Consider the following 15436-nt stretch of genomic DNA (forward strand, 5'->3'; position numbering starts at 1 on the left):
GTATGGCTGAACGAGTGCTTGTCACGGGTTCCGGTAAAGGAATTGGTCGGGCAATTGCGCTGCAACTGGCTAAAGATGGCTTTGATCTGGCCATTCATTGTCGCTCAGACAAAACATCGGCGGAACAGGTTGTAGAAGAAGTTAAAGCACTGGGTCAACAGGCGTCTTTACTGGTGTTTGATGTTAGTGACCGCGAAGCTGCCCGACAGGCGATAGAACAGGATATTGCAGATAATGGCGCTTATTATGGTGCGGTGTGTAATGCCGGCATCACCCGCGACGGCGCTTTCCCTTCACTAACGGAAGATGACTGGGACAGCGTGCTGCAAACTAACCTGGGCGGTTTTTATAATGTGCTGCACCCGTTAATTATGCCCATGATCCAGCAGCGCCGGGGCGGCCGTGTGGTCACTATTGCTTCGGTTTCCGGTATTGCCGGTAATCGTGGGCAGGTTAACTATAGCGCTTCTAAGGGCGGGGTTATTGCGGCGACTAAAGCCTTATCGCTGGAGCTGGCTAAGCGCAAAATTACCGTTAATTGTGTAGCTCCGGGACTGATTGAAACAGACATGACCGGTGAGCTCGAGCATGAGAAAGACATTTTATCCATGATACCCATGCGCCGTGCGGGTAAGCCGGAAGAAGTCGCGGGTTTGGTTGGCTATCTGTTCCAGCCGTCAGCCGCTTACATTACGCGCCAGGTTTTCTCGGTTAATGGTGGGTTAGTTTAATGAAACGTGTGGTCGTAACCGGTATGGGCTGTCTGACAGCTTTTGGTGACAACTGGTCAAGCTTTCGGGGTCGTCTGGAAAGCGGTAAAAATGCCGTGGTTAATATGCCCGAGTGGGAACGTTTTGAAGGGTTGAACACACGCCTGGCAGCACCGATTCAGCCAGCGTTTAAAAAGCCTTTGCATTACTCCCGTAAAGCGGTGCGCTCCATGAGCGGCGTTAGCTTAATGGCCACCCGGGCAACCGAGTTAGCATTAACCGATGCCGGGCTACTGGAGCACCCTTGTATTAGTGACGGAAGCTGCGGTGTTGCTTATGGCTCTTCGACCGGCGATACCGAGCAGATGAAAATCTTCGGTAATATGCTGGAAAACGGTGATATGACCGGTCTGAATGCAACGACCTATATAAAGAGCATGGCTCATACCACGGCGGTTAATCTGGGTGTATTTTACGGCGTCAAAGGGCGGGTACATACCACAAGTTCAGCCTGTACATCCGCTTCTCAAGGTCTGGGCTATGCCTATGAAGCCATTCTTTACGGTCACCAGAAAGTCATGATAGCCGGTGGCGCAGAAGCCTTGTGCCCTTCTGAAGCTGTGGTGTTTGACACCTTATACGCGACCAGCACCCGCAATGAAGCACCAGAGCAGACGCCCCGACCTTTTGACAAAAATCGTGATGGACTGGTTATTGGTGAAGGTGCGGGAACCTTTATTCTTGAAGAGCTGGACCATGCTCTGGAGCGTGGAGCGACTATTTACGCTGAGCTGGTTGGCTTTGGAACTAACTCGGATGGCGCCCATGTTACTCAGCCTACGGCGGAGACCATGGCGGTGGCAATGCAACTTGCGTTACAGCAAGCAAGCTTAGAACCGGAGCAGGTCGGTTATGTAAATGCGCACGGTACTGCTACCGATCGCGGCGATGTTGCTGAATCTAATGCCACCGCAAAGGTATTTAAACGCCCGGTTCCTATCAGTTCGCTGAAGAGCTACTTAGGCCACACTTTGGGAGCTTGTGGCACCATAGAAGCCTGGGCCAGCATCCATATGATGCGGGAGAACTGGTTCGCACCAACAGTGAACCTGACCGATATTGATTCGGAATGTGGCGACCTGGATTACATTACCGGACAAGCCCGAGAGATCGAGACAGACTATGTCATGACCAATAATTTTGCCTTTGGCGGCATTAATACCTCATTAATTTTTAAACGTTGGAATAACTCAAAATAATATAAGGAAATAGATAATGAAAAAGCTGTTTGTAGTTGCCGTTGTGGTATTGAGTTCATTGTTGTCATTGCAGGCGGAGGCTCGCAATGACTTAGTAACACTGGAGCTTAAGCCCGTAATGGAAAGTAATAAAGCGAAAGAGGCTTTGCTTGATATTCCGGTCTACTTTGCTGGTCAGTCGCACCCGGAAGTAGCTCAGTCAATGGGTGTTGTCACAACCAGCCGTAAGACGAATGCGCTGAATAAATCTGACCGTGAAGCTTGTGAATGGGTTTTGTTGTCGGCATTGAAAGTGCTGCAAGACAACGCGCGTGATAACGGTTACGATGCAGTCATTAACATTAAATCAAATTATGAGCATAATGAGTTCAGCAGTGCCGAGGAGTTTCAGTGCGGCGCTGGCTTTTTAATGGCTGGTGTAGCCTTAAAAGGTGAAGTGGTTAAATTCAAATAAGGATAATAACAATGAAATACCTACTGGGAGCAGTGGCAGTCAGTTTGCTGACAGCCTGCTCACAAAATGTTGAAACAGAACAAGAGGCGAATACGCAATCTATGTCGTATCCGGACACGCGTAAAGGCGATGTGGTTGATACCTACTTTGGAACCGAAGTAGCAGACCCGTATCGTTGGTTAGAAGATGACCGTAGCGAAGAGACAGAAAACTGGGTTAAAGCTCAGAATGAAGTGACTTTCGCACACCTGGAGTCCATCCCATATCGCGAAACGATAGAAAAGCGTCTGACCGAATTGTGGAACTACGAGAAAATCAGCGCACCGTTTAAAGAAGGTGATTACACTTACTTTTACAAAAACGACGGCCTGCAAAACCAGTATGTGGTGTATCGCCAAAAAGGTGATGAAGAGCCGGAAGTGTTTCTGGACCCGAATACTTTCAGTGAAGATGGCACGACTTCGCTGGCGCAATTAACCTTCTCTGACGACGGTTCGCTAGCGGCTTACTCAATTTCTGAAGGTGGTAGCGACTGGCGTAAAATTATCGTCATTGATGCCGAAACCAAGGAGCAGCTGGAAGATCCTTTAGTGGATATTAAATTCAGCGGTATTTCCTGGGTAGGCAATGAAGGTTTCTACTACTCCAGTTATGACAAGCCAGAAGGCAGTGAGCTTTCGGCAAAAACCGATCAGCATAAACTTTATTACCATGAGTTGGGCACGGACCAGTCTGACGACAAGTTGGTGTTTGGTGGAACGGATGCTGAGAAACACCGCTATGTCGGTGGCTCAGTAACCGATGATGATCGTTATCTACTCATTTCAGCGGCTAACTCAACCTCGGGTAATAAACTGTTTTTAAAAGACCTGACCGATGAAGACAGTGAACTGGTCATCGTTCTGGACAATACTGATTCGGATACTCGTGTATTAGATAACGACGGCTCAAAGCTGTACTTGGTGACTAACTTAGATGCGCCAAACCAGCGCGTTGTGACCGTTGATGCTAGTAATCCAACGCCTGAAAACTGGGAAAACTTTATTCCAGAAACGGAAAACGTGTTGAGCGTATCAATCGGTGCGGGCTATATCTTTGCCGAGTACATGGTCGATGCCGTGGCCCAGGTTAAGCAATATGCCTATAACGGCGATATGGTTCGCGAAGTGCAGCTTCCGGGTGTGGGCAGTATTGGTGGCTTCTCAGGTAAAAAAGAAGTGGATGAGTTGTACTACACCTTTACCAACTACAGCACACCGTCAACGATTTATAAATTCGACCCTGATCAGGGCGGCTCTGAAGTTTATGCTGAATCCGGTGCTGATTTTGATTCTGCCAACTACGAATCAAAGCAGGTCTTTTATACTTCCAAAGATGGTACCGAAGTACCTATGATCATCACCTACAAAAAGGGAACAGAGCTGGATGGCTCTAACCCAACAATTTTGTACGGTTATGGTGGTTTTAATATTAGCCTGACACCTTCATTCAGTATTGCTAACGCAGCCTGGTTAGAAATGGGCGGTGTTTACGCTGTCGCTAACCTGCGTGGCGGTGGTGAATACGGTAAAGACTGGCATAAAGCGGGTACTAAGCTGCAGAAGCAAAACGTTTTTGACGACTTTATTGCAGCAGCTGAGTACTTGATTGATGAGAAATACACATCGTCTGAGCAATTGGCGGTTCGTGGCGGCTCTAATGGTGGCTTGCTAGTCGGCGCGGTTATGACTCAGCGGCCGGAACTTTTTGCCGTTGCATTGCCTGCAGTAGGTGTTCTGGACATGCTTCGCTATCACACCTTTACTGCCGGCGCTGGCTGGGCGTATGACTACGGTACAGCGAACGACAGCGAAGAAATGTTTGAGTATTTGCTGGGTTACTCGCCGGTTCACAACGTGGAAGAAGGCGTGGCTTATCCGGCAACGCTGATCACTACGGGTGACCATGATGACCGCGTGGTTCCTGCGCATTCATTTAAGTTTGCTGCAGAGCTTCAGGACAAAGCGGGCGGCGAAAATCCTCAGCTTATCCGTATTGAAACCAATGCCGGGCATGGTGCTGGTACACCGGTGTCAAAAACCATTGAACAGTATTCAGACATATTCGGCTTTACTCTGTATCACATGGGGTTTGAACAACTTCCTGAATAACCACTGACTCGCAAAGGTTTCGTTGTAATTGACGGAACCTTTGCGTCATTCTTTCGCTATTTTTCACACTTTCCGTTAATCTCTTCCCTTATCATTCTCGTATAATGAGGATTCAATAATGACGAGCGATTTTAATATTATGTGGGTAGTTGGCGCACTGATTGTCGTACTGTTGCTGATCGCTTCAGTGCGCATTGTTCCGCAGCAAAGCGTTTACCTGGTCGAATTGTTCGGTCGTTACCGCCGTATGCTGACGCCCGGTCTTAACTTTATCATTCCGTTGATTGAGCAAGTTGCTCATAAACAGTCAATGAGAACACGTCAGTTGGACGTTGATGTTGAAACTAAAACCAATGACAACGTATTTGTTATTGTCCGGGTGTCCGTGCAGTATCGCGTGAGTAATGAAACCTCAGTTTATAATGCCTTTTATCAACTGGAAAACCCCGAGTGGCAAATGCAGTCGTATGTGTTTGATACGGTGCGCGCGCAAATTCCTAAGCAGAACCTGGATGCGGTGTTCGATAATAAAGACTCTATTTCTAAAGATGTAAAAGAGCAGTTGCGCGATACCATGGAAGAGTATGGGTTTGAAATTATTGCGTCGCTAGTGACCGACATTGACCCGGATCAGTCCGTTAAAGATTCAATGAACCAAATTAACGCCGCAGAACGAGAGCGTCGTGCAGCGGAGCATAAAGCGGAAGCTGAAAAAATTATGCTGGTGAAGCAGGCCGAAGCGGATAAAGAGTCTAAAATATTGCAGGGGCAGGGCATCGCCGGTCAGCGTTTAGCCATAGCCGAAGGCTTACGTGACTCTATTGCCATGGTCACTGATCAGGCAAACGATATTACTTCTAAGGACGTTATTGATTTGCTCAAATTTACTAACTACGTCGATGTACTGGGCTCTTTCGATACAGCTGCCAGTAAAGTGATAATGTTGCCGCAGCCGACAGGCCAGCTGGACTCTTTATCGTCGGATATTTTAAGCGCAATGGAAGCGGCTAAAGACAGTAAAAAAGATGGCTGAAACTTTTCCGTTACTGGCAGCTCAACCCATTTATGACAATAAAAACCGCTTTTATGCGGTAGAGCTGCTTTATCGTAGTGCGCTAAACTTAACCGCCGAGACGGTCGGCGATACAGCGGCTACCAGCGAGGTTGTCTTTAACCTTTGTGCGGGCATAACCACCCAAACTGAGCAGTACGATGCTACAGCATTTATCAACGTTTCCAGTGAGTTTTTAGTCTCCCAAAGCTTTCTTCCCATTGAGCCGGACAAAGTGGTTATTGAGCTGGTGGAGCGAATCAAGCCGACCAGAGCCGTCGTTAATGCGGTGGCGCGTTGGTACGAAAAAGGTTTTCGCTTTGCGTTGGATGACTTCGAATTCGACCCTGCCTGGGAGCCTCTGCTGAAGTATGCGTCTTACATCAAAGTGGACGTTTCGACTCTAACGCTGGCACAGGCTAAAGCTTTTAAACAAAAGCTTTCCGGATTCAAAGGAAAGTGGCTGGCTGAGCGGGTGGAAGACGAAGCGACCAAGCAAGCTTATGAAGCCCTGGGTTTTGAGCTGTTTCAGGGCTACTATTTTGCGAAACCAACCGTGGTTTACGGAACTCGGTTAGAGCCTTCCTCTTTGCAACTGGCAAAAATACTATCGCTTTGCTTTGAAAAAGAACCCGATTTAACCGAACTTTCTCAGGTCATTTCAGAAGATCCTAAGTTGTCAGTAAGTCTGCTTAAAATCGTTAACAGCCCTTTATACCCAACAGCGAGCCCTATTACCCGGGTCAAAGACGTTATTATGCGCCTGGGTATTGAGAAACTAAGGCGCTGGATAGCCCTCATTGGCTCGGTAACCGCAAGTAGCCCCGAGGCCTCCCGCATGGTCTTAGTTCGGGCCCAGATGTGTTATGAGCTGGCTAAACGGCAAAATTCGCCGGATATCGACCCGGATCAATGCTATTTCGTCGGGTTATTATCGGGTATCGATATTATGCTTGGGGTCGATAAGGCGTGTTTCTTTGAAAAGTTACCGCTGTCTGAACAAACAAAAATGGCGGTTGATGATTGTGCCGGACCAATGGGGCATTGCTTGCGTATTGCACTTAAGCTAGAGCAGCTGGTTCAGATGAAACAACAGCTCCATAAAGTCGATATCCGCTTATTAACCAGTTACAGAACGGTGTCGGCAAAAGTTCAGGAGCTGTTTAATACAATTTAAGCCTGGCTTTGTTTCGCTAATTGCTGAATTTTTCCGACAATTGCACGTAAACCGTTACCACGGGTTGGTGTAATGTGGTTTTCTAAATCCAGTTGCGCAAAGTAATGGTCGATATCAAATGCCAGAATTTGCTCAGGGGTTTTATTGTGGTAAGCCGCCATGACTAAGGTCAGCAGGCCTTGCACAATGACCGCGTCACTATCTACGTGCAGCAACAGCTTGCCGTCTTTTTCTTCGCTGATAAGCCAGACATTACTTTGGCAGCCACGCACCAGATACTCTTCTTTATGCTGACTTTCCGGTAAACCGGGCAGAGCTTTACCTAAATCAATGATGTACTGGTAGCGTTGCTCCCAGTCATCTAAAAACTCTAAGTCATCAATGATTTCATCTGTGCTGGGTAAATTCATGCTGACCAATAACCTTCACTTATAAGTTAAAAGAGTAACTAATGTTAAAAGAAGACGCCGGCTTCAAGCTGAGCTTCTTCGCTCATCATGTCGCGTGACCAGGGTGGGTCAAAGACCAAATCAACTTTCACATTTTTAACGTGCGGTACCAAAGAAACGCGGTATTCCACATCACCCACAAGTACAGGCCCCATGCCGCAGCCCGGCGCAGTTAAAGTCATATCAATGGTGATGGTATGGGTGTCCTGATCAATGTCGACCTTATAAATAAGGCCCAGAGAAACCAGATTAATTGGAATTTCAGGGTCATAAATGGTTTCCAGAGCATCCCACACTTGTTGCTCCGATATTTTGCCGTCGTCTGGTACCGGAAAATCGAGCTTTTCGGGTTTGCGCCCAATAGCATCCGCGTCAGTACCGTCTATACGCAGCATATTGCCCTGAAAGGTGACAGTATAATTACCGCCTAAATCCTGAGTAATGTTAACAAATTCACCCTTAGGAATTACTTTCGGTTCACCCGTTGGCACACGACGTGCCTTAACTTCACGGGTGGTGGACACCATTTTCTGCTGCATAATTTAAACTTCCGTTACTGCACGTTGAAGCTTTCGCCACAACCACATTCGTTGACCACATTCGGGTTGTTGAACTTAACCACGCCGTTAATGCCTTCTTTTACGTAATCAATTTCGGTATTACGCACCAGTTCGAGTGCATTAGAGGCTATCGCGACCTTCAGGTTATCGTTAATATCGACAACTTCATCACCGTCTTCCAGTGCATCGGCCGAACTGAGTACATAGGCATAACCTGTGCAGCCACTCTGTTTGGTGGACAGCCGAATGAACTTACCTGGCTCGTCTTTTAAGCGCGACTCGAAATAACGTACGGCACTTTCTGTCATCGAAATTAAGGACGATGATGGTACAAATGTTTCTACAGACATGAGTCTCCTCCTGCCATCAGGCTAGCATTAGACGAGCTTTTTTGATGCCTTCAAACAGCATTTCAACCTCGTCGAGCGTATTGTAAATGGAAAACGATGCGCGCGCAGTGCCCGGCACGTTCAGGCGCTTCATTAACGGCTGAGCGCAGTGATCACCCGTACGAATGGCAATCCCCTGCTTGTCGAGCAAAAAGCCAATATCGGCCGGATGTGCACCGTCTAAAATAAAGCTTAGCACGCCAATTTTCTTTGCGGCATGCCCAACAATGGTTAAGCCATCGGTTTGCTCGGCTAATTGTGTTGCTCGTGCCAGTAAAGCGGTTTCGTGAGCCAGAATGTCGGCTGCTTCATATTGCCGAAGCCAGTTAATTGCTGCCGCCAGACCAATAGCACCGGCAATATTCGGCGTGCCGGCTTCCAGGCGGTTAGGTAATTCGCCCCAGGTGGCATCCTGGTAACTGACTGTCGCTATCATTTCGCCACCGACTAACCATATGGGCCAGTCTTTTAAAACTTCGTAGCAACCCCAAAGTACGCCGATACCGGTTGGTCCGAATACTTTGTGTCCGGAAAATGCGTAAAAGTCACAGCCAATGTCCTGCACATCAATAGCGCCATGTGCAACGCCCTGAGCGCCATCAATCATTACCAGTGCGTCTTTCGCCTTGGCGGCTGCAGTGAGCTCTTTAATTGGGTTAATGGTGCCAAGTGCATTTGAAATGTGCGGCATTGAAACGAAAGCCGTGTTCTCGCTCAACAGAGCATGAAACTGCTCGGTATTCAGCGAGCCGTCTTCGTTAATGGGTACTACTTTCAATGTTGCGCCCGAGCGTTTACAGGCTTGCTGCCAGGTCACCAAATTCGCATGGTGTTCCATCTCGGTAACCAGCACTTCATCACCGGTTTTTAGTCGTTGGGCAACGCCATTAGCGACTAAGTTAATGCCTTCGGTGGTACCGCTGGTCCAGATAACCTCTTCCTGGCGGCTGGCATTTATATACTCAGCAACGGTTTTACGCGCTGCTTCATAACGCCGGGTCGCTTCATCGGACAGGTAGTGAGCACCACGATGAACGTTGGCATTGCACTGAGTGTAGTAATCTGTCAGCGCGTTGATGACCGCCTGCGGCTTCTGGGTGGTTGCAGCGTTGTCCAGATAAACTAAAGGTTTACCATGAACCTGGCGGTGCAGTATCGGAAACTGCTCACGAATTTGCGCAACGTTCAGGCTCATTGCTGCTCCATCATACTTTCAAATCGTGTTTTCAATATGGGCTGTAACCAGTCAGCCAACGCTTTATTCGGCATTTGGAAAACCATCTCCTGCACGAAACCAAAGTTCAGCATCACCAAAGCCTGTTGCTTGTCGATGCCGCGCGTCAGCATGTAGTACAACGCTTCTTCATCAATCTCAGCCACTGTCGCACCGTGTGCGCACTGTACGTCGTCTGCGTAGATTTCCAGTTCCGGCTTGGTATTTATTTGAGCACCGCGGGTCAGCAGCAGGTTACGGTTATTCAATTCTGCCAGGGTTTTCTGCGCATGGCGGTGAATATGAATGCGTCCGTTAAATACCGCTTTTGCCCTATCACCAATAATGCCCCGGGCATTTTCTTCGGTAGTCCCGTTTGGTGATGCGTGCTCAATGGTGCTGTGTAAGTCGAAATGTTCACGCGGAGCCAGTAAATACACGTTATTAAATTTAGCAAACGCGTGCTCGCCAGCGTGTTCGATGTCTACGTCCAGGCGTGTCAGCTGACTGCCGTAGCCAATTAAGGTACTGTTCATTTTGGCATGGTCGTGCAGTTTAAAATGACTGCCGCCAATATGAATAGACTCACCTTCGTGCAGAGCAAAACGGTAGTGCTCTAAATTCGCTTTTTCGGCAATATCGTACTCCGCAAACGCTGTATTCAAGCTATTACCTGAACCGCTGCCATGCTCAATAATCGTTGCCTGAGCATTTGCACCAACACGTACCAGAGTGCGCTGGTGAGATTCGATACCGGCTGAAGCAAAGTTAACGATACGAATGGGCTGCTTGATTTTAGCGCCGGCGGCAATATCAATAACAACACCTTGCTGCGCCAATACATCATTAACCAGACCAAACAAATGATGGCTGGGTTTTACTTGCGCAAAAATCGCTTCTGCTGGCTCGCTTGGCGCGGAAAGCTCACTTATAGTAACGCCTTCCGGCAGCTGAAGCTTGCTGATGTCAGTACTCAGTTGGCCATCAACAAAAACCAGATCAAGGCTGTTCAGCCCCTCGATGAAAGGTGCTTCGGCGGTGTTATTGCTTGTGCCTGTCTGCAACTGCAAATCAGCAACCGGGTGCAGCGAGGTATAACGCCAGGCTTCAGTACGGCGTGTTGGCCATTGCTGCTGCTTTAAAGTGTCCAAGGCTTGTGCCCGGACCGGAGATAGCCAATCGTCAACGGTCGAGGCACGCTCTAGAACGTGGTTTAACCATTGACTCATGCATCTGCTCCTTCTGCTTCAGCTTCTGCTAACCAAGCGTAACCTGAAGCTTCAACTTCTTTAGCCAGTTCAGGACCGCCACTTTTCACAATTTTGCCTTTAGACAGAATGTGGACGTAGTCCGGCTGAATGTAATCCAGCAGGCGCTGATAATGCGTGACAACAATAAAGCTGCGTTTGCCGTCGCGCTGGCTGTTGACGCCTTTTGCAACAACTTGCAGAGCGTCAACGTCCAGGCCGGAATCGGATTCATCAAGAATAGCGATTTTAGGTTCCAGCATAATCAGCTGCATAATCTCGTTACGTTTTTTCTCGCCGCCTGAGAAACCTTCATTCACACCGCGTTTTAAGAAATCGAGCGGTAACTCAACCTGTTTGCAGGCTTCTTTGGCTTTTTTCAAAAATTCTGCAGAGCTTAACGCTTTCTCGCCACGCGCTTCGCGTAGGGCGTTAACCGATTCTTTCATGAATTCCATGTTGCTCACGCCGGGTATTTCAACCGGGTACTGGAATGCCAGGAATAATCCGGCTTGAGCGCGTTCTTCAACTTCCATGTCCAGCAAGTCTTTGCCGTCCATCTCAACGCTGCCGCTTTCCACTTCGTAGCCGTCGCGGCCGGATAAAACGTAGCCTAAAGTACTTTTCCCGGCACCGTTAGGACCCATAATAGCGTGTACTTCGCCGGGTTTTATTTCCAGATTCAGGCCTTTCAAAATTGTTGTTTCTTCTACACGTGCGTGCAGATCTTTAATAGATAGCATGTTTTACCCCACTGAACCTTCAAGACTGATTTCAAGCAACTTACCGGCTTCAACTGCGAACTCCATTGGTAGCTCGCGGAATACTTCTTTACAGAAGCCATTTACAATCATTGAGACTGCTTTTTCAGGGTCCAGGCCTCGTTGCCGACATAAGAATAATTGATCGTCACTCACCTTAGAGGTGGTGGCTTCGTGTTCAACAATCGCGGTTGGATTGCTGCTTTCAATATACGGGAATGTGTGTGCGCCGCACTGGTCGCCAATAAGCAGCGAATCACATTCGGTAAAGTTACGCGCGCCCTCGGCACCCGGGCCCATACGCACCAGACCGCGGTAAGCGTTATTACTGCGACCGGCGGAAATGCCTTTAGAAATGATGGTCGACTTGGTGTTTTTACCTAAGTGAATCATTTTGGTGCCGGTATCGGCTTGTTGTCTGCCGCGGGTTAACGCTACTGAATAGAATTCACCAACGCTGTTGTCACCTTTGAGAATACAGCTTGGATATTTCCAGGTAACGGCTGAACCGGTTTCTACCTGAGTCCAGGATATTTTCGCGTTTTTCTCGCACAGGCCGCGTTTAGTGACAAAGTTGTAGATACCGCCTTTGCCGTTTTCATCGCCTGGGTACCAGTTTTGAACCGTTGAGTATTTGATCTCGGCATCATCCAGTGCGACCAGCTCAACCACGGCTGCGTGTAATTGGTTTTCGTCACGTTGTGGAGCGGTACAACCTTCCAGATAACTGACATGGCTGCCTTCTTCGGCAACAATTAAGGTACGCTCAAACTGACCCGTGTTCTGTTCGTTTATGCGGAAGTAGGTTGATAGTTCCATAGGGCAGCGAACGCCTTTTGGAATATAAACAAACGACCCGTCAGTGAATACGGCACTGTTAAGCGCAGCGAAGAAATTGTCGCCACGGGGAACTACGGTACCTAAATACTTTTTAACTAAGTCAGGGTACTTGTGAAGAGCTTCAGAGATAGGGCAGAAGATCACGCCAGCCTCTTCCAGTTTCTCCCGGAACGTAGTGACGACGGAAACCGAGTCGAAGACCGCATCGACGGCTACACCGGCCAGCATCTCCTGCTCGTGCAGAGGAATACCGAGTTTTTCATAGGTGCGCAGCAATTCAGGATCAACCTCGTCTAACGACTTAGGTTTATCTTTCATGCTTTTAGGCGCTGAGTAGTATGAAATAGACTGGTAATCCACTTTGGGATAATCGACGTGTGCCCAGTCCGGCTCTTCCATTTTTAACCAGGTGCGATAAGCCTTCAGACGCCATTCCAGCATCCATTCAGGTTCACCTTTAATGGCGGATAGACGGGCAATGACGTCTTCATCCAAGCCAATTGGAAAAGTTTCTGACTCTATTTCTGAAACGAAGCCTGCATCGTATTTACGTGCAAGCGCCTGATCAATCTGTTCACTCATGATTTACCCACTCTAAAAGCTGCGGATGGGAATTTCGCCCGTTACTGGCCAATAGTATAAAATACCTGACTAAAACACTCAACTTTATCTGTTGACCCACATTATACGGGATTGCAGCCCTTTTGTCGCTTATTTCGCCTACCGTGAGTGAGGTTATCTTACCTTTATGTCCGTCATTATGTTTTATTGGAAATAGAGCGCTTGTTACATTTTGTAACATGTTCTAAGGTGCATAAACTTTCAGCATAAAAAATAATCGTATATTATAAAGGGTCACATAGTTCGTTAGAAAAATGTAATTCAAATTATAAGCGAAGTAACGAATATGTGTTTTAACTTTAAGGGATGTTATGGCGCGTTTTACTCAGTTAGCTTTAATTGAACATCAAAAGCGTACACAGAACTTGGGGTTGCTTGCTGAATCTTTAGAAATATCGGTTGTCCATCGTACCTTCTCTGAACTGGTTGAAAGTTCGCCGCTGGAAAATACGATGGTAGCTTACTCGTTAGGTTCAGAGCAGCTTTCGAGGTCTCATACCACCAATGAAATTGCAGCTCTAACCAGAACTTACCCCTTGTTTTTAGTTAACGCCAGAAAAGATGAGGTACGTCCGAACCAGGCGCTAAACCTCGGTGCGCGTGGTATTATTTATGAAAACGACCATTTAGATCGCGTGCTTACTGCAATCAAAGTGATAGGTCAGGGTGAGTTGTATTACCCGCGTTCACTGCTTTCCGGTAAAATTGAAGAAATGATGTTGCGGCGTCAGGCCGATGACGACTCTTTTACTACTGCGTCACAAGTAAATTCTCTGACTCCTCAAGAATTAAAGATTATTGAGCTGGTGGCAACTGGCGCACGTAATAAAGAAATTGCAGAACAGTTAAATATAAGTGCTCACACGGTAAAAACACACTTGTCTTCAATTTTTAGAAAAACCGGAGCGCGCAATCGGGTTGAGCTTTTAAAGTGGTCGAATTACGCAACGTCCGGTTAAATAAAATAGCGAATCATCGGTTAGCTATCCGCTCGCCAAAAGCCTCTCTCTTGTCCCTTTTCAATTAATTCAAATAATGCCTTTTCCATTGCTTGCTTAACAGAAAGCTGAACCGGTTCGTTCGTCGAATAGCCACCTTCAAATTCAGCCAGACGATTTAAGGAAACGTAACGAAACAGGCCTGCTCTTAGCTCTTGTGAAAAGACTTTTTTGTTTGCCGAAACAGAGAGAAGAACCTGCCCTGTGTATACATCGACAGCACGTATATAAACGGATACCTGATCTTCCCGGTATAACTCCGATGCTCCGATACCAAAATATTCGGCTCCAATACCACCGGTACTGACATTTGTGTCGTAGCTAATAATGCCGCCTTCCAGCAGTAATCGAGCCTCTCGCAACGGAGGTAAGTCAGAGCTCTTGCTCGAGTTGTGGATTTTGCGCTCAGTAAGCAGGTTCTGTAAGTTTTCTCTTTCCATGGGTAAGAACCAGCCAGACTCAAGTAACATCTGAGTCAGTATCGACGTAGCACCCTGAGTTACGGCAGTGGAAAAACTTGAGACATTAGCTTGTGGTTTGTATTGCCCGGTTTGATCCCGAAAAGCATAAACCGAGACGGGAATGCGATTTTTAGGTAAAGGGCTTTCTTTTAAGGTCAGCATCATTGAGCTGGGCGCATCAATTTCAGCTGGTTGGATATTCAGGCTTGTCGGCTTGGGCATCATAGCGCAACCGGACATTGCGACTGACAAGACCAATAAAATGATAGTACGAATATTCATGGTAACTCTCTTAAATCGAAGGCATTGTTATAACGGTTTGCTCACCGGTTTCGTTATGCGTGATATAAACGAGCACGCTGCCGTCAGGCTGACCAATGACTTCCACTGTGTACTCACCAGTGTCATAAAGGCCTTCAACGATCTCACCGTCCGCTATTCGGCGAGTAAGCGAGTTGATAATGTTTCTTTCAAGTGCATCTCTGAAGCGATCGACGAATGAGCGTCCTTCATCAGGAGCTGTATGCGCGTTTTGGCTCTGAGCTTTTTGTAACAGAAAGCTGCCATTCATTGGGTTTCCGCCAAAGCTGGGGTTAATTGGTTGATAGACAATTTCTGTCGCAGCAACCAATGGGGATGATAAAGCCAAAGCTAAACTGATAATTGATAGTCTTTTTTTCATAGTTAACGCCTTTTTAGAATTGATTATTTTCTGGCGAATCAAAAACTGAGTCTGCTTTTATACGGGCGACCTCGTTAATGCTTATAAGGATGGCCTGTTCAGCCAGCTTCTTTACGTCATTTTGGCGACGGCCAAAATAGGTTTCGAAGACTTTTTGTTGTTCCATTTCCACCCACAGGTAAGTTCCTGCTTGTGGGTACACTCGCTCGTTAACGACGACTGTAATTCCATTAGTCGATGGTATATCTCGCCAGTAGCTGGTGTAGTAAAAGAAAAAGTCTTTGCCAAAACGAGATATCGTTCTGTCAAGAACCATTCCTCCAAGCTCTATTTCATCCGCCTGGCTAAAAGGAGTCATTAAAATGAGAGCAAAAATGAGTTTCTTTAACATAAGCGCCTAAAAAGCGGCTACTA

17 protein-coding genes are annotated in these 15436 nt (G+C 47.3%); 7 read left to right on the top strand and 10 right to left on the bottom strand.

The annotated features are described in order from the left end of the window. Window positions 1-2: 2 nt before the first annotated feature. The 6 genes from fabG to VBY75_RS06525 all read left to right on the top strand — a co-directional run bounded on the left by fabG (window position 3) and on the right by VBY75_RS06525 (window position 6801). Window positions 3-731, top strand: coding sequence for a 3-oxoacyl-ACP reductase FabG (gene fabG, locus VBY75_RS06500; RefSeq protein WP_054489067.1), 729 nt, complete (start codon window positions 3-5; stop codon window positions 729-731). Next, entirely contained in the window at window positions 731-1969 is a 1239-nt protein-coding gene (locus VBY75_RS06505; RefSeq protein ID WP_416511638.1) for a beta-ketoacyl-ACP synthase, read from the top strand. Before fabG ends, VBY75_RS06505 begins: the two co-directional genes overlap by 1 nt. A gap of 16 nt (window positions 1970-1985) precedes the next feature. Beyond that, a complete protein-coding gene (locus tag VBY75_RS06510) occupies window positions 1986-2423 on the top strand; it encodes an excinuclease ABC subunit A (RefSeq protein WP_416511640.1) in 438 nt (145 codons plus the stop codon). A gap of 11 nt (window positions 2424-2434) precedes the next feature. Further along, entirely contained in the window at window positions 2435-4573 is a 2139-nt protein-coding gene (locus VBY75_RS06515) for a prolyl oligopeptidase family serine peptidase (protein ID WP_416511642.1), read from the top strand. 118 nt (window positions 4574-4691) lie between these two features. Continuing rightward, window positions 4692-5606 (top strand): SPFH domain-containing protein, encoded by a 915-nt coding sequence (locus VBY75_RS06520; RefSeq protein WP_054488749.1) that lies wholly within the window; start codon window positions 4692-4694, stop codon window positions 5604-5606. Beyond that, the gene (locus VBY75_RS06525; protein WP_224797655.1) at window positions 5599-6801 is read left to right on the top strand and encodes an EAL and HDOD domain-containing protein; all 1203 of its coding nucleotides are present in this window, start codon (window positions 5599-5601) and stop codon (window positions 6799-6801) included. The genes VBY75_RS06520 and VBY75_RS06525 overlap by 8 nt, the downstream gene beginning before the upstream one ends. Here the strand turns inward: VBY75_RS06525 and VBY75_RS06530 are convergent. From VBY75_RS06530 to sufB, 7 genes are read right to left on the bottom strand one after another with little or no spacing between them, the layout of a single operon-like run. Beyond that, window positions 6798-7211, bottom strand: a complete 414-nt coding sequence (locus VBY75_RS06530; RefSeq protein ID WP_054488745.1) for a SufE family protein — start codon at window positions 7209-7211, stop codon at window positions 6798-6800. The genes VBY75_RS06525 and VBY75_RS06530 overlap by 4 nt on opposite strands. 44 nt (window positions 7212-7255) lie before the next feature. Then, window positions 7256-7789 carry a putative Fe-S cluster assembly protein SufT gene (gene sufT / locus VBY75_RS06535; protein ID WP_222236189.1) on the bottom strand — a complete coding sequence of 178 codons (534 nt, stop codon included), beginning with the start codon at window positions 7787-7789 and terminating at the stop codon, window positions 7256-7258. A 14-nt stretch (window positions 7790-7803) separates the two neighbouring features. After that, window positions 7804-8160, bottom strand: a complete 357-nt coding sequence (locus VBY75_RS06540) for a HesB/IscA family protein (RefSeq protein WP_054488741.1) — start codon at window positions 8158-8160, stop codon at window positions 7804-7806. 16 nt (window positions 8161-8176) lie between these two features. Continuing rightward, window positions 8177-9394 carry an aminotransferase class V-fold PLP-dependent enzyme gene (locus tag VBY75_RS06545; protein ID WP_416511647.1) on the bottom strand — a complete coding sequence of 406 codons (1218 nt, stop codon included), beginning with the start codon at window positions 9392-9394 and terminating at the stop codon, window positions 8177-8179. Next, entirely contained in the window at window positions 9391-10641 is a 1251-nt protein-coding gene (sufD, locus tag VBY75_RS06550; RefSeq protein ID WP_416511649.1) for a Fe-S cluster assembly protein SufD, read from the bottom strand. The genes VBY75_RS06545 and sufD overlap by 4 nt, the downstream gene beginning before the upstream one ends. Beyond that, window positions 10638-11402 carry a Fe-S cluster assembly ATPase SufC gene (gene sufC / locus VBY75_RS06555; RefSeq protein WP_054488736.1) on the bottom strand — a complete coding sequence of 255 codons (765 nt, stop codon included), beginning with the start codon at window positions 11400-11402 and terminating at the stop codon, window positions 10638-10640. The genes sufD and sufC overlap by 4 nt, the downstream gene beginning before the upstream one ends. 3 nt (window positions 11403-11405) lie before the next feature. Beyond that, complete coding sequence (sufB, locus tag VBY75_RS06560; RefSeq protein WP_054488734.1) at window positions 11406-12842, bottom strand: Fe-S cluster assembly protein SufB; 1437 nt, start codon at window positions 12840-12842, stop codon at window positions 11406-11408. Between the two features lie 350 nt (window positions 12843-13192). Between sufB and VBY75_RS06565 the strand changes: the two genes are divergently transcribed. After that, entirely contained in the window at window positions 13193-13840 is a 648-nt protein-coding gene (locus tag VBY75_RS06565; RefSeq protein ID WP_054488731.1) for a response regulator transcription factor, read from the top strand. 20 nt (window positions 13841-13860) lie between these two features. Here VBY75_RS06565 and VBY75_RS06570 read toward each other — a convergent pair whose 3' ends face one another. The 3 genes from VBY75_RS06570 to VBY75_RS06580 are packed head-to-tail and all read right to left on the bottom strand — an operon-like array spanning window position 13861 to window position 15413. Then, window positions 13861-14622 (bottom strand): CsgG/HfaB family protein, encoded by a 762-nt coding sequence (locus VBY75_RS06570; protein ID WP_054488729.1) that lies wholly within the window; start codon window positions 14620-14622, stop codon window positions 13861-13863. Between the two features lie 10 nt (window positions 14623-14632). Then, window positions 14633-15022 (bottom strand): curli assembly protein CsgF, encoded by a 390-nt coding sequence (locus VBY75_RS06575; protein WP_054488727.1) that lies wholly within the window; start codon window positions 15020-15022, stop codon window positions 14633-14635. Window positions 15023-15035: 13 nt separating this feature from the next. Then, window positions 15036-15413: a curli production assembly/transport protein CsgE gene (locus tag VBY75_RS06580; RefSeq protein WP_054488725.1), complete on the bottom strand. Its 378-nt coding sequence runs from the start codon at window positions 15411-15413 to the stop codon at window positions 15036-15038. Window positions 15414-15436 lie beyond the last annotated feature (23 nt).

Source organism: Idiomarina sp. HB (assembly GCF_048059115.1).
GTDB classification, from domain to species: Bacteria; Pseudomonadota; Gammaproteobacteria; order Enterobacterales; family Alteromonadaceae; genus Idiomarina; species Idiomarina abyssalis.

Coding starts and splice junctions, on each gene's coding strand:
- VBY75_RS06575 (WP_054488727.1), bottom strand. CDS start 15,022: ATGAAAAAAAGACTATCAATTATCAGTTTAGCTTTGGCTTTATCATCC.
- VBY75_RS06510 (WP_416511640.1), top strand. CDS start 1,986: ATGAAAAAGCTGTTTGTAGTTGCCGTTGTGGTATTGAGTTCATTGTTG.
- sufB (WP_054488734.1), bottom strand. CDS start 12,842: ATGAGTGAACAGATTGATCAGGCGCTTGCACGTAAATACGATGCAGGC.
- VBY75_RS06520 (WP_054488749.1), top strand. CDS start 4,692: ATGACGAGCGATTTTAATATTATGTGGGTAGTTGGCGCACTGATTGTC.
- sufC (WP_054488736.1), bottom strand. CDS start 11,402: ATGCTATCTATTAAAGATCTGCACGCACGTGTAGAAGAAACAACAATT.
- VBY75_RS06505 (WP_416511638.1), top strand. CDS start 731: ATGAAACGTGTGGTCGTAACCGGTATGGGCTGTCTGACAGCTTTTGGT.
- VBY75_RS06570 (WP_054488729.1), bottom strand. CDS start 14,622: ATGAATATTCGTACTATCATTTTATTGGTCTTGTCAGTCGCAATGTCC.
- VBY75_RS06525 (WP_224797655.1), top strand. CDS start 5,599: ATGGCTGAAACTTTTCCGTTACTGGCAGCTCAACCCATTTATGACAAT.
- VBY75_RS06530 (WP_054488745.1), bottom strand. CDS start 7,211: ATGAATTTACCCAGCACAGATGAAATCATTGATGACTTAGAGTTTTTA.
- VBY75_RS06545 (WP_416511647.1), bottom strand. CDS start 9,394: ATGAGCCTGAACGTTGCGCAAATTCGTGAGCAGTTTCCGATACTGCAC.
- fabG (WP_054489067.1), top strand. CDS start 3: ATGGCTGAACGAGTGCTTGTCACGGGTTCCGGTAAAGGAATTGGTCGG.
- VBY75_RS06540 (WP_054488741.1), bottom strand. CDS start 8,160: ATGTCTGTAGAAACATTTGTACCATCATCGTCCTTAATTTCGATGACA.
- sufD (WP_416511649.1), bottom strand. CDS start 10,641: ATGAGTCAATGGTTAAACCACGTTCTAGAGCGTGCCTCGACCGTTGAC.
- VBY75_RS06580 (WP_054488725.1), bottom strand. CDS start 15,413: ATGTTAAAGAAACTCATTTTTGCTCTCATTTTAATGACTCCTTTTAGC.
- VBY75_RS06565 (WP_054488731.1), top strand. CDS start 13,193: ATGGCGCGTTTTACTCAGTTAGCTTTAATTGAACATCAAAAGCGTACA.
- sufT (WP_222236189.1), bottom strand. CDS start 7,789: ATGCAGCAGAAAATGGTGTCCACCACCCGTGAAGTTAAGGCACGTCGT.
- VBY75_RS06515 (WP_416511642.1), top strand. CDS start 2,435: ATGAAATACCTACTGGGAGCAGTGGCAGTCAGTTTGCTGACAGCCTGC.